This is a genomic window from Bacillus sp. ISL-18 (genome assembly GCF_018613415.1).
Taxonomy (GTDB): Bacteria; Bacillota; Bacilli; order Bacillales; family Cytobacillaceae; genus Neobacillus.
In genome coordinates this window covers 738748-755777 of the sequence record NZ_JAGGQG010000002.1, presented here as the reverse complement: position 1 = coordinate 755777, position 17030 = coordinate 738748, and the positions used below count along the sequence as shown (strand labels likewise).

At 39.2% G+C, this 17030-nt stretch carries 13 protein-coding genes; all 13 read right to left on the bottom strand.

Annotated elements, in window-relative coordinates; genetic code table 11:
- Window positions 1–42 precede the first annotated feature (42 nt).
- A complete protein-coding gene (locus tag J7E81_RS03765; RefSeq protein WP_215040783.1) occupies window positions 43–4368 on the bottom strand; it encodes a PolC-type DNA polymerase III in 4326 nt (1441 codons plus the stop codon).
- A gap of 159 nt (window positions 4369–4527) precedes the next feature.
- A complete protein-coding gene (gene rseP, locus J7E81_RS03760; protein WP_215040782.1) occupies window positions 4528–5787 on the bottom strand; it encodes an RIP metalloprotease RseP in 1260 nt (419 codons plus the stop codon).
- Between the two features lie 40 nt (window positions 5788–5827).
- Window positions 5828–6970 carry a 1-deoxy-D-xylulose-5-phosphate reductoisomerase gene (gene dxr / locus J7E81_RS03755; RefSeq protein WP_215040781.1) on the bottom strand — a complete coding sequence of 381 codons (1143 nt, stop codon included), beginning with the start codon at window positions 6968–6970 and terminating at the stop codon, window positions 5828–5830.
- A 35-nt stretch (window positions 6971–7005) separates the two neighbouring features.
- Window positions 7006–7800 (bottom strand): phosphatidate cytidylyltransferase, encoded by a 795-nt coding sequence (locus tag J7E81_RS03750; RefSeq protein ID WP_215040780.1) that lies wholly within the window; start codon window positions 7798–7800, stop codon window positions 7006–7008.
- A 42-nt stretch (window positions 7801–7842) separates the two neighbouring features.
- Window positions 7843–8619 (bottom strand): undecaprenyl pyrophosphate synthase, encoded by a 777-nt coding sequence (locus J7E81_RS03745; protein ID WP_215040779.1) that lies wholly within the window; start codon window positions 8617–8619, stop codon window positions 7843–7845.
- A gap of 259 nt (window positions 8620–8878) precedes the next feature.
- Window positions 8879–9436, bottom strand: coding sequence for a ribosome recycling factor (frr, locus tag J7E81_RS03740; RefSeq protein WP_215040778.1), 558 nt, complete (start codon window positions 9434–9436; stop codon window positions 8879–8881).
- The gene (pyrH, locus tag J7E81_RS03735; protein WP_215040777.1) at window positions 9436–10161 is read right to left on the bottom strand and encodes a UMP kinase; all 726 of its coding nucleotides are present in this window, start codon (window positions 10159–10161) and stop codon (window positions 9436–9438) included. The genes frr and pyrH overlap by 1 nt, the downstream gene beginning before the upstream one ends.
- A gap of 175 nt (window positions 10162–10336) precedes the next feature.
- Window positions 10337–11221 carry a translation elongation factor Ts gene (gene tsf, locus J7E81_RS03730; protein WP_215040776.1) on the bottom strand — a complete coding sequence of 295 codons (885 nt, stop codon included), beginning with the start codon at window positions 11219–11221 and terminating at the stop codon, window positions 10337–10339.
- A 115-nt stretch (window positions 11222–11336) separates the two neighbouring features.
- Complete coding sequence (gene rpsB, locus J7E81_RS03725) at window positions 11337–12041, bottom strand: 30S ribosomal protein S2 (RefSeq protein WP_098528709.1); 705 nt, start codon at window positions 12039–12041, stop codon at window positions 11337–11339.
- Window positions 12042–12242: 201 nt separating this feature from the next.
- Window positions 12243–13022 carry a GTP-sensing pleiotropic transcriptional regulator CodY gene (gene codY / locus J7E81_RS03720; RefSeq protein WP_215040775.1) on the bottom strand — a complete coding sequence of 260 codons (780 nt, stop codon included), beginning with the start codon at window positions 13020–13022 and terminating at the stop codon, window positions 12243–12245.
- A gap of 115 nt (window positions 13023–13137) precedes the next feature.
- Window positions 13138–14541, bottom strand: a complete 1404-nt coding sequence (gene hslU / locus J7E81_RS03715) for an ATP-dependent protease ATPase subunit HslU (protein ID WP_215040774.1) — start codon at window positions 14539–14541, stop codon at window positions 13138–13140.
- Between the two features lie 19 nt (window positions 14542–14560).
- Window positions 14561–15103, bottom strand: coding sequence for an ATP-dependent protease subunit HslV (gene hslV / locus J7E81_RS03710; RefSeq protein WP_101647429.1), 543 nt, complete (start codon window positions 15101–15103; stop codon window positions 14561–14563).
- Between the two features lie 263 nt (window positions 15104–15366).
- Entirely contained in the window at window positions 15367–16674 is a 1308-nt protein-coding gene (gene trmFO / locus J7E81_RS03705) for an FADH(2)-oxidizing methylenetetrahydrofolate--tRNA-(uracil(54)-C(5))-methyltransferase TrmFO (protein ID WP_215040773.1), read from the bottom strand.
- Window positions 16675–17030 lie beyond the last annotated feature (356 nt).

Here is a 17030-nt window from a genome sequence, read left to right as displayed (position 1 = left end):
CCTAGGCGCTGCAGCTGGATGATCAAAACCGGAAGCGCCTTGCTAGAACAGTGAAAGCTGGTTTTGTTCAGGCAGGGCTGCAAGACAGCCTTGTTTATCGAGATATTCAAGGATGGTCTTAGATACCTTACCACGCTGCTGTAAGTCTTCTTTTGAGAGGAATTCTCCATCTTCTCTCGCCTTTACAATATTAAAGGCAGCATTCGTTCCTAATCCCGGAATAGAATTGAACGGAGGAATTAAGGTATTTCCTTCGATAATAAAATCGGATGCATCCGATTTATATAGATCATAGTTTTGGAAGCTGAAGCCTCTTTCCGTCATTTCAAGGGCAAGCTCTAAGACGGTTAATAAGTTCTTCTCTTTATTTGAAGCCTCCAGACCTTTTGCATTAATTTCCTCAAGTTTGGCCCGGATTGCTTCAGAACCCCTTGACATAGCTTCAATATCAAAGTCCTCAGCACGAACCGTGAAGTAGGCAGCATAATAAAGAAGTGGAAGATGAACCTTAAAATAAGCAATCCTGACTGCCATTAATACATAGGCAGCGGCGTGAGCTTTAGGGAACATATACTTAATTTTTTTACAGGAATCAATGTACCATTCTGGCACTTCATTTCTGCGCATCTCTGCTTCCATTTCTTCGCTTAAACCTTTCCCTTTACGCACAGACTCCATGATTTTAAAGGCAAAGGAAGGGTCAAGTCCCTGATAAATCAAGTACACCATAATATCATCACGGCAACCAATTACTTCACTTAAGTTACAGATTTGGTTATGAATCAATTCCTGTGCATTTCCAAGCCATACATCCGTTCCATGTGATAAGCCGGAAATCTGGACAAGCTCAGAGAAGGTCGTTGGCTTCGTATCTTCTAGCATTTGCCGAACAAATCGCGTACCAAATTCAGGAATTCCTAAGGTACCGGTTTTACACATGATTTGCTGCTCTGTTACACCTAATGATTCAGTACTGCTAAAAATTTTCATTACCTCAGGGTCATCCGTCGGTATCGTTTTGGGATCAATTCCGCTAAGATCCTGAAGCATCCTGATGACGGTCGGATCGTCGTGTCCAAGTATATCAAGCTTTAGGACGTTATCATGAATGGAATGGAAGTCAAAATGAGTTGTTTTCCATTCTGAATTTCGATCATCGGCCGGGAATTGAATCGGAGTAAAGTCATAGACATCCATATAGTCGGGGATAACAATAATTCCCCCTGGATGCTGACCGGTTGTCCTTTTTACGCCCGTACAGCCGGAAGCCAGCCGTTCAATCTCAGCACCACGGATTTGCAGGTTATTATCCTGCTGATAGGCTTTCACATAACCAAACGCCGTTTTATCGGCAACCGTACCAATTGTTCCGGCACGATACACGTATTCCTCACCGAATAATACCTTTGTATAGTTGTGGGCACGCGGCTGGTATTCTCCGGAAAAGTTCAAGTCGATATCGGGGACCTTGTCTCCCTTGAAACCTAGGAATGTTTCGAAGGGTATATCATGACCGTCTTTCCGGTATTTTCCTCCGCAATTTGGACAATCTTTATCCGGTAAGTCGAATCCGGAACCGACCGAACCGTCGTTAAAGAACTCAGAATGTTTACAGTTCGGACAGACATAATGCGGCGGCAGTGGATTTACCTCTGTAATCTCTGTCATGGTCGCAACTAACGATGAACCGACAGATCCCCTTGATCCAACAAGGTAGCCATCATCGAGTGACTTTTTAACCAATTTATGTGAAATCAAATAAATAACGGCAAATCCGTGTCCAATGATACTTTTTAATTCTTTTTCCAGCCTCGCTTCGACGATTTCTGGAAGCTGATCACCATAAATACTCCGTGCCATTGCGTAACTCATTTCACGCATTTCTTCATCTGCACCTTCAATTCGAGGTGTATACAAATCATCTTTGATTGGCTTAATAACATCAATCATGTCGGCAATTTTATTCGTATTGGTGACGACTATTTCTTTCGCTTTTTCTGCTCCTAAAAACGAGAAAGCATCAAGCATTTCGTTGGTCGTTCTAAAATGAACATCTGGCAGTTGATGTCTGTTTAATGGGTTTGCCCCGCCTTGAGAGTTAATTAATATTTTTCGATAAATTTTATCATTTTCAGTTAAATAATGAACATTTCCTGTCGCGACGACAGGAATCCCCAATTTATCACCAAGGGCAACAATTTTACCAATGATGTCCTCCATCGCTTTCTCGTCACGTACCAATTCCATTTCGATCAGCGGTGCGTTCACTTCTTTTGGCATGACTTCAAGATAGTCATAGAAGCCGGCATGTGCTTCGACTTCTTCAGGGGATTTTTGCATCATGCCTTCAAATATTTCCCCTTTATTACACCCTGACCCAACTAAAATTCCTTCACGATATTTTTGCAATACGGATCTTGGGAGTCTTGGAACCCTGTAAAAATACTCAATATGTGAGATCGAAATTAGTTTGAATAGGTTTTTCAAACCTGCTTCTGTCTGGGCTAAAAGGGTGCAGTGATAAGGACGTGCACGTTGATAAGCATTTCCTTTACCCATGTTATTGTTGAACTCATCATGATACTCAATTCCTTTTTCAAGAGCGTCCTTTAGCATTTTCAAGAGCAGGTAGCCAGTTGCTTCGGTATCGTATATGGCCCGGTGATGCTGAGTTAAATCAATATCAAACTTTTTGGCTAATGTATTTAAGCGATGATTTTTCATTTCTGGGTATAAAAAACGCCCTAACTCTAAAGTATCAATGACAGGATTTTTGGCTTTTTCTAAGCCTATTTGCTTATAGGCTACATTCAAGAAGCCCATATCAAAGGAAGCGTTATGGGCAACTAAAACAGCATCTCCTGCCCAGTCATAAAAGTTCTTAATTACTTCATCAACTTCTGGAGCATCTTTAAGCATGTCATCTGTAATACTAGTTAAGTTAATAATTGTGGCTGAAAGACGTTGATGTGGATTTGCAAATGATTCGAACCGGTCAATAATTTCCCCATTGTGAATTTTAACCGCTGCGAGCTCAATGATCGTATTATATACAGCAGAAAGTCCTGTTGTCTCAACGTCAAATACAACAAATGTATCCTCGGCCAGCAAACGATGGGCATCATTATAAGCGATTGGTACCCCATCATCCACCAAGTTCACTTCCACACCGTAAAGGATCTTAATATCATTCTTTTTCCCTGCCCCATAAGCCTCAGGGAATGACTGGGCAACAGCATGATCTGTAACAGCAATCGCTTTATGACCCCACTTACTTGCTTGTGCAATTAGTGCACTTACTGGAGTCACGGCATCCATTTGACTCATTGGTGTATGAAGATGCAATTCTACCCGTTTTTCATCCTCAGGTGCTGTATCTTTTCGTCCAGCAGGTTTTATTTCATTGATATCATTACAAATCATGACTAGATCACGGACAAAGGTATCGTTTTGAACGCTTCCCCGAACCTTTACCCATAAGCCTTTTTTAACCAGCTGAAATAGGGCAGCATCTTCTTTATCACGAGAAAACATTTTTACGATGATCGAGCTTGTATAATCTGTAATTTTAAAAGTTAATAGGGAACGTCCGCTGCGAAGCTCCCTTATTTCCGCATCAAAGATATACCCTTGGACGACAACTCGTCTTTCCTCATCAACGATATCAATCAAGCTGCGAAGCTCGCTATCATCCTTGATCGTTAACCCAATTGAAAGCGGACCTGAAGGGGCCTCTCCTCCCGCTTGAGCCTTATCCGTTTCTTTCTTTTGCATTTCTATAACGGCCATGTGAGCACGCTCTTGGTCTTCTTTCTGTTTAGCCAGTAAGAATTGCTGATATTCTTCATTTTTTTCTTCACTTTTTATTTCAGTATCAATCGCTAACAGTGGAAAACCAAAGGACTGATAGATATTTCCGATAACAGGACCATATTTTCGCTTTAAGGCGAGTCCTTCCGCTTCATTTCTTACAGAAACGGTTAGTTTATTCCCGCTGACTTCAGGGATTTGTTCATTTAGAAGTTTAACAAGCGGCGGTGCAATACCGTCAATTTGCTGAATGCAGTAATTCCAATATTCTAGCAAAAGCTGCGGTGTGCTGGCTTGATTCGTTACCTGGATATTGTAGGAAATGGTTGCGATGTTTGTGAATGTTCTTTCGAGTTGTGTAGTAAACTTGAGATACACATTGAATGGAAGTATGTTTTCAAATAAAAATTGAAAGTGCCACTTCCTTTCCTTCTTTTCAACCAGAAGCCTTTCAATTTGTGCATTTTGGAAATGTACTACTACAGCATCTTCTACCAGTTGCAGCTGCTGGAGCAAGAGTTGGAATCGCTCTTTATTGCCTAAGGCATGTTCGCTCATCGTCTCTCTCCCATCTATTAAAAACTATTATTTATCTATATCAAAAATTAATTATACCACGATAACCGCTGATTCGGTTTATTTCGACATTTATTCCACAAAAAAACAAGGACCGCGTCTAGGCGATCCTTATTAAGGATAACAAATTTACTTGATCATTTATAGAAAAAATCGCTGGATATCATTCCAGGTAACTACCAGCATGAGCAGCATAAGGAGAGCAAAGCCGATAAAATGGACCATTCCTTCCTTTTGTCTGTCAATTGGTTTTCCTCTAACCGCTTCAACTGCAAAGAACATTAACCTTCCACCATCAAGGGCAGGAATTGGCAGTAAGTTCATAATTCCCAAGTTAATGCTTAATATACCAGCCCACTTCATTAAATAAAAGATTCCTGATTTGGCTACTTCATCTGTGGACTTATAGATTCCAACCGGACCTGATAGGGCATCAATTGAAAATTGACCTGTAACCAACTTACCTAGCATAACAAATATTTGCTTTGTCCAGAAGTAGGTCTCGGTAAATCCAGATTTCACAGCTTGAACAGGTGATTTTTCGACAGGGCTATAAACACCGATAATCCCCATTTTATCGCCATCAACTGTCTTTTCAAGCGGAGTTACTTCAATTTCTTTTTCTTTTCCATTTCGAACGATGGAGAAATCGAGTTTTTTATTTGGGTTTTTCCGGATAATTTCGACTACATCTGACCAGCTTGAAATTTCCGAATCATTAATACTTTGGACAATATCCCCTTTCTGGAGACCTGCCGATTTTGCAGCTCCATCAGGAGTAATGACGCCTAATTTAGGGTCATTCGATGGCACACCTTGTAACAAAGCAATGATTATAAACAAAACGAATGCTAAAACAAAATTCATCATAGGACCCGCAAAAATGGCCATAAATCTTTGTGGTAAAGTTTTAGATCCAAATTGACGGTCAATTGGGGCAATTTGTGATTCAATCCCATTTTCAACAATCACTGCTTTAGGATCAATGGAGAAGGTCTGTAAACTTTCGTTTTCGTCTTCCGGATATCCTTTTATGATTAAATCCTTTTCAATATCAGCATACTCGACTTCAACAATCCTTGCTTTAGGATATTTCTCTTTATTATTTAAAATGATTTTATTGACGTTTTCTTGCTTATCAAACATAAGTCCAATCCGGTAACCAGGCTTAATTTCGACCATTTCCGGATCTTCACCTGCCATTCGGACGAAGCCGCCGATCGGTAATAGACGGATGGTATAGGTAGTTTCTCCTTTTTTATGAGTAAACACCTTTGGTCCCATCCCAATCGCAAATTCACGGCAGAGAATACCCGCTCTTTTTGCAAAAAAGAAATGTCCGAATTCATGGAAGAAGACCAGTGCGCCAAAAATCACTATGAAGGCAATAACTGTAGTCAATGACATAACCACCTTTTTTCAGGATAGGGAAGGATCATTCCTATAGAAGTGAGTGTACAAACTGACGAGTCTCTTTGTCAACTTCTTCTATTATAGCTAAACTTGGATTTTCAATGACTTGATGTTTATTTAATGCTTGTTCAATGAAATCCTCAATCTGTAAGAAACGTATTTTCCCTTTTAAGAAAGCAGCCACTGCCGCTTCGTTCGCTGCATTTAGCACCGTTGGCATGGTGCCGCCTATTTTACCAGCATGATAGGCAAAATCTAAGCAGCGGAAACGTTTTAAATCCATTTCCTCAAAATGCAGCTTACCCACTTCCGCAAGATTCAACCGATTAGTCGAGTGCAGCGGAAGCCGGTCCGGGTAGGTCAGTGCATATTGGATTGGCACTCTCATATCTGGTGTTCCCAATTGAGCAATAATGCTAGAGTCATGAAATTCTACCATTGAATGAATAATACTTTCTTTGTGCAGCAAAACATCTATTTTTTCAAATGGAACTCCAAACAACCAATGTGCTTCGATTACCTCTAACCCTTTATTCATCATTGTCGCTGAATCAATGGTAATTTTCGCACCCATCGACCAGTTCGGATGGTTTAACGCCTGTTCTACGGTCACATCCTTTAGCTCCGCCCGGGTACGGTCACGGAAACTGCCGCCAGATGCTGTTAAGATTAATCTTTCAATATTTTTATCCATTTCTCCTTGCAAAGCTTGAAAAATGGCAGAATGTTCGCTGTCAACAGGGAGGAGCGGTACATTATTTCGTTTAGCCGCTTCTATTACTAAATGTCCTGCAGTAACTAACGTTTCTTTATTCGCGATTGCAATGACTTTTCCGCATTCAATGGCTTGTAATGTGGGATGCAGTCCTACACTGCCAAGGACAGCATTGACAAGGATATCTGACTTTTCAAAGACAGCTACCTCAATCAATCCTTCATTGCCAAAAGTAAACTTAGTGTTCGGGTATTCTGCTCTTAATAAAGCACAATCACTAGATTCCTGCACAGAGACAAGCAGTGGTTTAAATTCAATAATTAATTTACGTGCTAATTCAATATTTTTTCCAACTGAAAATGCTGCTAGTTGAAATTCGTTACAGTGCTCACGAATGATATCAATCGTTTGGATTCCTACTGAACCCGTAGCACCTAATAAACTAATTGTCTTCAAGTGTTTCAACTCCTAATAAGTAAAAAGAACCGCCACTATGTCCAAAGATGGAATAGGTTTAATAATGGCAATACAAATAATAAGCTATCAAAGCGATCAAGAATCCCCCCATGACCTGGAAGAATGTTTCCTGAATCCTTTACGTTAAAATGACGTTTAAAAGCAGATTGGACAAGGTCGCCTATTTGTCCAAAAACAGAAAGAACAACGGTAATTCCCATTAAAGTAACCAGGCCTACAGGGATGGTCGTGGAAAATAACGAAAATAATATTCCCACGATTACAGCACATACAACACCGCCTAATGATCCTTCTACTGTTTTGTTGGGACTAATTTCAGGCCATAGTTTGTTTTTTCCCATTGCTTTGCCAACAAAATAAGCGCCAGAGTCTGTGGCCCAAATGATAAATAGGGAATAAAAAACATAAACAAGTCCTGCTTCGCGGGTTTCAATAAAAAAGTAAAACCCAATTCCTACATAAATCGCCGATAGTATACAAAATGAGACATCTTCAAAGGTAAATCGATTTTTTGTAACAACCGTATAGGCTAAAAACAACAAAATAAATATAATCGCGATCTCTGTTTTCGAATAATAAAAATCCGAGAGAACATGTTGATATTGCTTAGGAAAAATAATCACCCATAAAAATAAAAGCGATAGTAGTCCATGAACCGAAAAGATACTTAATTGTTTCATTTTCAATAGTTCATATAACCCTATTGTAGCAAGAATGTACGTTAACAGAACAAAAGGAAGTCCGCCATAAAATACAATGGGCAAAAATAATGCCGCTGCTACCACTCCAGTAATAACTCTTTGCTTCATCTACTAGTTCAACACCTTTTATGTTTTAAAGAGAGGTATACTTTAGATTCCGCCAAACCTGCGCTGACGTTTTTGATAAGCTTCAATTGCTTCCAGGAAATACTCTTCATTAAAATCAGGCCATAATACGTCTGTAAACCAAAATTCCGAATATGCTAATTGCCAAAGCATAAAGTTACTTAAGCGGATTTCCCCGCTTGTTCGGATCAACAGATCGGGATCTGGAAAATCGGAACTCATTAAATAGGAGGAAAAGACTTGTTCATCTAGTTCTGTATCCTTCAGTATGCCATTTTTGCTATCATTTATAATTTGTTTTACAGCATCGAGGATTTCCGCCCTGCTTCCATAATTTAAGGCAAAATTCAGGACCAGGCCTGTATTATCTTTTGTTTCTTCGACCGCTTTCTCGATTGCGCGGAGTGTATGTGACGGCAATTGATCTTTATATCCCATCATTTTAACTTGAACATTATTTTCAATCAGTTCAGGAAGAAAAGTACCTAAAAATTCTTCCGGAAGCTTCATAATATATTCCACTTCATTTTTTGGACGTTTCCAGTTCTCAGTAGAAAAGGCATATAAGGTTAAGGCCTTGATTCCGAGATTGTTCGCAAGCATGGTTGTCTTTCGAACAACTTTCATGCCTTCGTGGTGACCTGCAATACGTGGTAAAGCCCTTTTTTTAGCCCAGCGTCCATTACCGTCCATAATAATAGCAACATGTTCAGGAACAGGTGATTCTTTTATTTCTTCTATTTTATCTCGGAGTGTGGAAGAGTTAGCCGGCTTCTTCCAAAGCCCAAATTTATTCAACATAACATTGCTCCTCAGGTTAATTAATCATATCCTCCGATAATAAACCATGGATTCACTTATCCAAATATGTAAAAGTATCTTCTGGTTAGATGATATTATCATACCAAAAAACCTTAAAGATATCTCTAATAATAACCTATGTAAAATAACAGTAATTAAGAATAATGTTCAGAAAATTTTAGGGACAGTCTGGAATCATAAAAAAATAGAGAAAAAACCCCCTTTTAAAGAGGGTCTTTTAACTGCCATCACCGATTAATTACACTTCTAAAATTTCTTTTTCTTTATCTTTCGTGATTTGATCGACTTTTTGAATGAACTCATCCGTAAGCTTCTGGATATCATCAGAGTAACCACGAAGCGCATCTTCTGTAATTTCCCCATTTTTCTCTAGCTTTTTCAAATCATCGTTTCCATCACGTCGAATGTTACGAATCGCTATTTTTGCTTCTTCTGCTTCTTTTTTTACCACCTTGACGAGTTCTTTCCGACGTTCTTCAGTCAATTGTGGAATCGCAATGCGAATAATCGAACCATCATTCGTTGGATTTAAACCTAAATCAGATTTTAAGATTGCTTTTTCAATATCACCTAGAATTGACTTATCGTATGGCTGAATTACAAGTAAACGTGCTTCTGGAGTGCTAATCCCCGCAACTTGATTGACGGGTGTAGGCGCTCCATAATAATCAACTGTAATACGATCTAATAATGAGGCGCTCGCCCGTCCGGCACGAATACTTGCAAGCTCACGAGTATAAGCTTGGATTGCTTTGGTCATACGATCTTTAGTTGAAGCGATGACTTGTTTTGGCATTAATTTTTCCCCCTAACGATTGTTCCAATTTTTTCACCCATAACAGCTTTTTTTATATTTCCTTGTTCCATAATGGAGAAAACAATGAGCGGAATATCATTATCCATACATAGTGAAGAAGCTGTTGAATCCATAACCGCTAATCCTTCCTTAATGACATCTAAGAAGGTAAGATCTTCATACTTAGTGGCATTTGGATCAATTCTAGGATCTGCTGAATAAACACCATCAACATTGTTTTTGGCCATGAGAATCACTTCCGCATCAATCTCCGCTGCCCTTAATGCTGCTGTTGTATCTGTGGAGAAGTAAGGATTACCTGTACCTGCTGCAAAGATCACAACCCTTTGTTTTTCTAAGTGTCTCATCGCCTTGCGTCTGATATATGGTTCAGCAACCTGACGCATTTCAATTGATGTTTGGACACGGGATTGTATTCCTAATTGCTCTAAGCTATCTTGTAAAGCTAAAGAATTCATCACTGTTGCAAGCATGCCCATATAATCAGCAGTGGCTCTATCCATTCCCATTTCACTGCCAATTTTACCGCGCCATATATTACCTCCGCCCACGACAACAGCTACTTCAACACCTAGTTCTGCTACTTCTTTTACCTGTTCAGCAATTGACTTAATAACAGAAGGTTTAATTCCAAAACTGGACTCTCCAGCAAGTGCTTCCCCACTTAATTTTAAAACCACTCTTTTGTATTTTGGACCGCTCATATAAACCTCCGTATGTATTATTTTAAAGCGTAAGCGCCTTGATTAGGGGCTCGAGCTAGATATTTTTATTATATATTTCCCTTTAAAAATAGGGAACACACCGTGTCCCCTATTAAAAAACTATAACAGTACCATTCCCATATAGCATTTGTTTTTAAGCTAGAGAATATTTGACTTATTTTTTATTTACTTGATTCATAACTTCTTCTGCGAAGTTGTCTTCTTTCTTTTCAATACCTTCGCCTACTTCGTAACGTACGAACTCACGTACAGTTGCGCCCTTAGACTCAACGAATTGACGAACTTTTTGGTCAGGGTTTTTAACGAAAGTTTGATCAAGAAGACATACATCTTCAAAGTATTTGCCAAGACGGCCTTCTACCATTTTTGCTACAATGTTTTCTGGCTTGCCTTCGTTAAGTGCTTGTTGTGTTAATACTTGACGCTCATGCTCAACTTCTTCTGAAGATACTTGATCACGAGATACATATTTAGGTCTTAACGCAGTGATATGCATAGAAACATCTTTCGCAGCACTTTCTTCTGTAGTACCTTCAAGAACGGTTAATACGCTGATTCGGCCGCCCATGTGGATGTAAGCACCAAAAGCATCATTGTCAGTCTTAGATACGATTGTAAAACGGCGAAGGGAAAGCTTTTCTCCGATTTTTGCGATAGCAGCGTTGATGTGATCAGCAACAGTTGCTCCGTTTTCCATTGTTTGAGCTAATGCTTCTTCAACAGTAGCTGGCTTGTTTTTTAATAAGTGTGACGCAAGCTCTTGAACAAGAGTTTGGAAGCCTTCATTTTTCGCAACGAAGTCTGTTTCAGAGTTTACTTCAAGAATAACTGCATCGTTTCCTGCTGTTACAACTGAAGTTAAACCTTCAGCTGCAATACGGTCTGCCTTATTAGCTGCTTTAGCGATCCCTTTCTCACGTAAGAAGTCGATTGCTTTGTCCATATCACCGTCTGTTTCAGTAAGTGCTTTTTTACAGTCCATCATGCCTGCGCCTGTTTTTTCACGAAGTTCTTTAACCATTTGAGCAGTAACTGCCATTTAAAATTCCTCCTTTTAAACTATGTACTATACTATATCTTAGCCATTCATTCTCAAGATAAACATTTCTTAAAAAAAGGTGATAAAGGGTCTCCCTCTTATCACCTTTTGAATCTTACGCTTCTTGTGCTACTTCTTCGCCTTGTTTCGCTTCAAGGATTGCATCCGCCATTTTACCAGTTAATAGTTTAACTGCACGAATTGCATCATCGTTAGCTGGGATAACAACATCGATTTCGTCTGGATCACAGTTCGTGTCAACAATACCTACGATAGGAATGTTTAACTTTTTAGCCTCTGCAACTGCGATACGCTCTTTACGAGGGTCGATGATGAAAAGTGCATCAGGAAGTTGTTTCATGTCTTTAATTCCGCCTAGGAATTTTTCAAGACGCTCTTGTTCTTTCTTAAGTTGAACAACTTCTTTCTTAGGTAATACTTCAAAAGTACCGTCTTCTGACATTCTTTCAATATCTTTTAAGCGGCCAATACGCTTTTGGATTGTTTCGAAGTTTGTTAATGTACCACCTAACCAACGTTGGTTAACATAGTACATACCAGAACGAGCTGCTTCTTCTTTAACAGAATCTTGAGCTTGTTTTTTAGTACCAACAAAAAGAATCGTTCCGCCGTTACCAGCAAGATCTTTTACCCAGTTATAAGCTTCTTCAACCTTTTTAACTGTTTTTTGAAGGTCGATAATGTAAATACCGTTACGCTCAGTGAAGATATATTTCTTCATCTTAGGGTTCCAACGGCGAGTTTGGTGTCCGAAATGTACACCAGCTTCAAGCAATTGTTTCATTGAAATAACTGACATGTGTTTTTTCCTCCTAGTGGTTTTTGTTTTCCTCCGCTCATCTCATTTTTAAATAGAAACTGAAAGAATCAGCACCATCCATTTAAATCAACAAGCGTGTGTATTAACACCATGAAATAATATAGCATAAGTAACTTTAACAATCAAGAAATACTTTTAAAAAAATAAAAACCCCAATTCTTTCAAATTGGGGATCGTTGATTAGTGTTGTCTTAATTTATCAAGCTCTACAAGGAATTTATCGTTAAGGACCTTAATATACGTACCTTTCATACCAAGAGAACGTGATTCAATAACCCCTGCACTTTCAAGCTTTCTTAGGGCATTTACAATAACTGAACGTGTGATTCCAACCCGGTCAGCAATTTTTGAAGCAACCAACAAGCCCTCATGGCCATTTAATTCTTCAAAAATATGTTCGATTGCCTCTAATTCACTATAAGACAATGAACTGATTGCCATTTGTACAACCGCTTTGCTTCTTGCCTCTTCTTCAATCTCTTCGGACTTTTCACGCAGAATCTCCATCCCTACAACAGTAGCACCATATTCGGCGAGAATTAAATCATCGTCATGGAATTTTTCTTGCAGTCTTGCAAGAATTAATGTACCCAGGCGTTCCCCACCGCCAATAATTGGAACAATCGTTGTTAAACCTTCTTTAAATAAATCTCTATTTTCTACAGGGAATGCAGTATATTGGCTTTCAATATCCAAATTTGAAGAAGTTTCTTGAATATTAAACAAGCCTTTTGTATATTCCTCTGGAAATTGACGATCCTCAAACATTTTTTTCATTCGTTCGTTCTCAATTTGTTGATAAATTGAAAAACCTAAAAGCTTACCGCGGCGGCTTACGATGTAAACATTTGCTTCAATCGTCTCGCTTAACGTTTCCGACATTTCTTTGAAATTAACAGGCTTGCCTGCTGCCTTCTGTAGTAAAACATTAATACGTCTAGTTTTTGTAAGTAAATCCATCTGTTTCTTCCTCCTAGTAACTACAACCATTATTAAATTTTTTAGTAAAACATTTTTCTAGTATGAGTATCATTTAAGAATGGCATCTCCTGAAAAATTCAAAAAAGCAGCATTCCTAAAGAATGAATTGGCTTAAATCTTTATTCTTCGAAATAGCCCCAAGCTTATCATCCACATACTGCGGCGTGATCATAATTTTCTCCATCGTAATGTCTGGAGCTTCAAAGGATAAATCCTCTAACAGCTTTTCCAGTATGGTATGAAGACGTCTAGCCCCAATATTATCGGTATTTTGATTCACTTCAAACGCTACCTCAGCTATTCTACGAATAGCATCGTCAGAAAATTCAATTTGTATACCTTCTGTTTCCAATAATGCTTGATATTGTTTAATTAAAGCATTATCAGGTTCAATTAAAATTCTAAAGAAATCTTCCACTGTTAACTTAGTGAGTTCAACACGAATTGGAAAACGTCCTTGAAGTTCCGGAATTAAATCCGATGGCTTCGCAATATGAAAAGCACCTGCTGCTATAAACAAAATATGATCAGTTTTAATGGAGCCGTATTTTGTAACAACCGTTGAGCCCTCAACCACTGGCAGGATATCCCGTTGGACACCCTCACGCGAAACATCTGCCGATGAACCGCCAGAATTTTTGCTGGCAATTTTATCGATTTCATCTATAAAAATGATTCCTGTTTGTTCGGCGCGATAGATTGCCTCGGATGAAACTTCATCCATATCAATCAGCTTTGCAGCTTCTTCACTTGTTAATACATTCCTAGCTTCACGAACGGTAAGTTTTCTCTTCTTCCGTTTTTTCGGCATAAAACTACTTAGGGCATCTTGCATATTCATACCCATTTGTTCAATTCCTGAACCTTGCAGCATATCGAACATCGAAGGCGTTTGCTCTTCTACCTCAACTGTTACAATTTCATCTTCTAATTGTCCAAGAGCAAGCTTTTCTTTGACAATCTTCCGCTTTTCCTGTGCTGAAAAATCTTCTTGCTGTGTGTCCGGCTCAGACGAAGAATTGCCGCCGCCGAATAACATTTCAAGTGGATTTTTATAGTTCGTTGCTTTTTTAGCTGACGGAACAAGTAAATCAACTAGCCTGCTGTTTGCATTCTCTTCAGCTCGTTCCTTGACACTTTGCATACGCTCTTCTTTCACTAAACGAACAGAGGTTTCCGCAAGATCGCGCACCATAGATTCTACATCACGCCCAACATAACCAACTTCTGTGAATTTAGTTGCTTCCACCTTAATAAACGGAGCACCGACAAGTTTAGCCATGCGTCTGGCAATTTCCGTTTTACCTACCCCGGTAGGACCGATCATCAAAATGTTTTTTGGTATGATTTCTTCACGAAGCTTATCATTTAAAAGGCCCCTTCTGTAACGGTTCCTTAATGCAACAGCAACAGCTTTCTTAGCATCCTTTTGTCCAATAATATATTGATCAAGTTTCTCAACAATTTGTCGGGGAGTTAAATCCGTAGTTTTTACCATTTTTTCCGTCTCCTTCCGGTTACAGCTCTTCAACGATAATGTTGTGATTGGTATATACACATATTTCCGCAGCTATTTCTAAAGAAGCTTTTGCAATTTCTTTTGCAGACAAATGTTCGCCTGCATATTTCTTTAATGAACGGCCAGCGGCCAATGCATAATTCCCACCTGAGCCGATCGCAAGAATCCCATCGTCAGGCTCAATCACTTCACCGGTTCCGGAAACTAATAGCAAGCTTTCACGATTCATGACAATTAACATCGCTTCCAATTTGCGAAGCATCTTATCATTTCTCCATTCTTTAGCAAGCTCGACTGCAGCTCTTTGAAGATTGCCGTTATATTCCTCTAACTTTCCTTCAAACAATTCAAAAAGAGTGAACGCATCAGCAACAGAACCAGCGAATCCCGCCAATACCTTACCATTAAATATCTTTCTTACTTTTCTGGCAGTGTGTTTCATTACAACTGCATTGCCAAAAGTCACCTGGCCATCACCGGACATAGAGCATTCACCGTTATGGTGGATTGCAAATATTGTAGTCGCATGAAATTGATTCATTAAATTTTCCTCCCTTTGGAGTAATTTCCGTTAAAAAGTTTGAGTGATATGTAAGAGCTGGGTACCTAATCCCACTTATTGATGAGAATAAAGAAAGTCACTGAAAACAAGTTATTAATGGTTCAATTGTCATTTTGCGGAATAGCTTACAATTTGTAAACACTCCGTAAATATGTTTAATAAAACATTCACAATTAACATACTATTTAAACTGACAAGGGCTAGTAAATCGTAACATACTTCTATAGCCCTTGCAATAAATTTTACAAAACTTTCACAAAGTTCTGAATTGTTTCTAACGCTCGATTGGCATGTTGTAAATTTCTTTCCTGTTTACCTTTTATTTTCACTGGCAGTTCCGGAAATAGACCAAAGTTTGCATTCATAGGCTGGAAATTTTCAGGATTAGCAGTTGTAATATAACGTGCCATGCTGCCAATCGCTGTGTCGGCAGGAAACTCAACTGTCTCCTCTCCGATTGCTAGCCGAGCCGCGTTAATTCCAGCTATTAAGCCGCTGGCAGCAGATTCAACATAGCCTTCAACCCCTGTCATTTGACCGGCGAAAAATAAATCCTCCCGATTTCGGAATTGATAGGTAGCCTTTAGAACTTTAGGTGAATTAATAAACGTGTTTCGGTGCATAACACCATAGCGGATGATTTCAGCATTTTCTAGACCCGGAATCAGGCGGATAACTTCCTTTTGGGCCCCCCACTTTAAATGTGTCTGAAAACCAACAATATTGAAAAGCGTCCCGGCAGCATCATCTTGTCGAAGTTGGACCACCGCAAATGGTCTCTTGCCAGTTTTTGGATCTTCTAGTCCGACAGGTTTTAATGGACCAAATAGCATCGTTTTTTTCCCTCTGGACGCCATTACTTCGATTGGCATACAGCCCTCAAAAAAGACTTCTTTTTCAAATTCTTTTGTAGGAGCAGTCTCTGCTGTGATAAGGGCCTCATAGAAGGTATTAAATTCTTCTTCTGTCATCGGACAATTCAAATAAGCGGCTTCCCCCTTATCATAGCGTGACTTTAAATAAACCTTGTCCATATTAATGCTGTCTTTTTCTAGGATTGGGGCTGCAGCATCATAAAAGTACAGATAATCTTCGCCTGTCAAACCCTTTAATTGTCCTGATAGAGCTTCACTCGTTAGCGGGCCTGTTGCAATAACGGTTGGACCTTCAGGAATCTCAGTCACTTCTTCATTAATTACCGTTACATTTTCATGATTCTTCACCATCTCTGTTACTTTTGCGGCAAACTCATGACGGTCTACTGCCAATGCTCCTCCAGCTGGGACCGAACATGCATCAGCGGCGGCGATAATCACTGAATCAAGTTTTCTCATTTCTTCTTTTAAAACTCCGACCGCATTCGTTAAAGTATTGGCCCTGAGCGAATTACTGCAAACTAACTCGGCAAATTTATCGGTATGGTGAGCCGGTGTTTGCTTCACTGGCCGCATTTCATACAGTCTTACTTTTACTCCGCGTTTAGCGATCTGCCAAGCTGCTTCACTTCCAGCTAGACCAGCGCCAATCACATTGATCGTTACATCTTTCAAATAAGTACCTCCTCAATTTCCTGCAATATTTATACTAGTAACCATTTTGGATTAAAAAGTACTATAAATATACCTTGCCCTCATGATAAGTCCATCTTGCATTGTACTATACGATTGAGGAACAAAAAAGTTTTTTGTTTTTGTAAAAAAATTTCAAACCACTTTTCGAATCGAGTAGAGAGACAAACAAGAAGTTAGAAGGCGGCTTTTTATCTACCACAACGATTGGATTATGAAAAATAGGGGATCCGACACGTTTGTTGGGCTATGGCTATATGAGAACAATGTTTATCCCATCCAACCTTTATGTGTCCTCATGACCGCTTTATGAGGACAATTTTCACCCCATTCGGCTT

Excerpts from the sequence above, each read along its gene's own strand:
- frr (WP_215040778.1), bottom strand. The coding sequence starts at position 9,436 with ATGCCAAAACAAGTCATCGCTTCAACTAAAGATCGTATGACCAAAGCA.
- pyrH (WP_215040777.1), bottom strand. The coding sequence starts at position 10,161 with ATGAGCGGTCCAAAATACAAAAGAGTGGTTTTAAAATTAAGTGGGGAA.
- tsf (WP_215040776.1), bottom strand. The coding sequence starts at position 11,221 with ATGGCAGTTACTGCTCAAATGGTTAAAGAACTTCGTGAAAAAACAGGC.
- J7E81_RS03745 (WP_215040779.1), bottom strand. The coding sequence starts at position 8,619 with ATGTTGAATAAATTTGGGCTTTGGAAGAAGCCGGCTAACTCTTCCACA.
- codY (WP_215040775.1), bottom strand. The coding sequence starts at position 13,022 with ATGGATTTACTTACAAAAACTAGACGTATTAATGTTTTACTACAGAAG.
- rpsB (WP_098528709.1), bottom strand. The coding sequence starts at position 12,041 with ATGTCAGTTATTTCAATGAAACAATTGCTTGAAGCTGGTGTACATTTC.
- J7E81_RS03750 (WP_215040780.1), bottom strand. The coding sequence starts at position 7,800 with ATGAAGCAAAGAGTTATTACTGGAGTGGTAGCAGCGGCATTATTTTTG.
- J7E81_RS03765 (WP_215040783.1), bottom strand. The coding sequence starts at position 4,368 with ATGAGCGAACATGCCTTAGGCAATAAAGAGCGATTCCAACTCTTGCTC.
- hslU (WP_215040774.1), bottom strand. The coding sequence starts at position 14,541 with ATGGTAAAAACTACGGATTTAACTCCCCGACAAATTGTTGAGAAACTT.
- hslV (WP_101647429.1), bottom strand. The coding sequence starts at position 15,103 with ATGAATCAATTTCATGCGACTACAATATTTGCAATCCACCATAACGGT.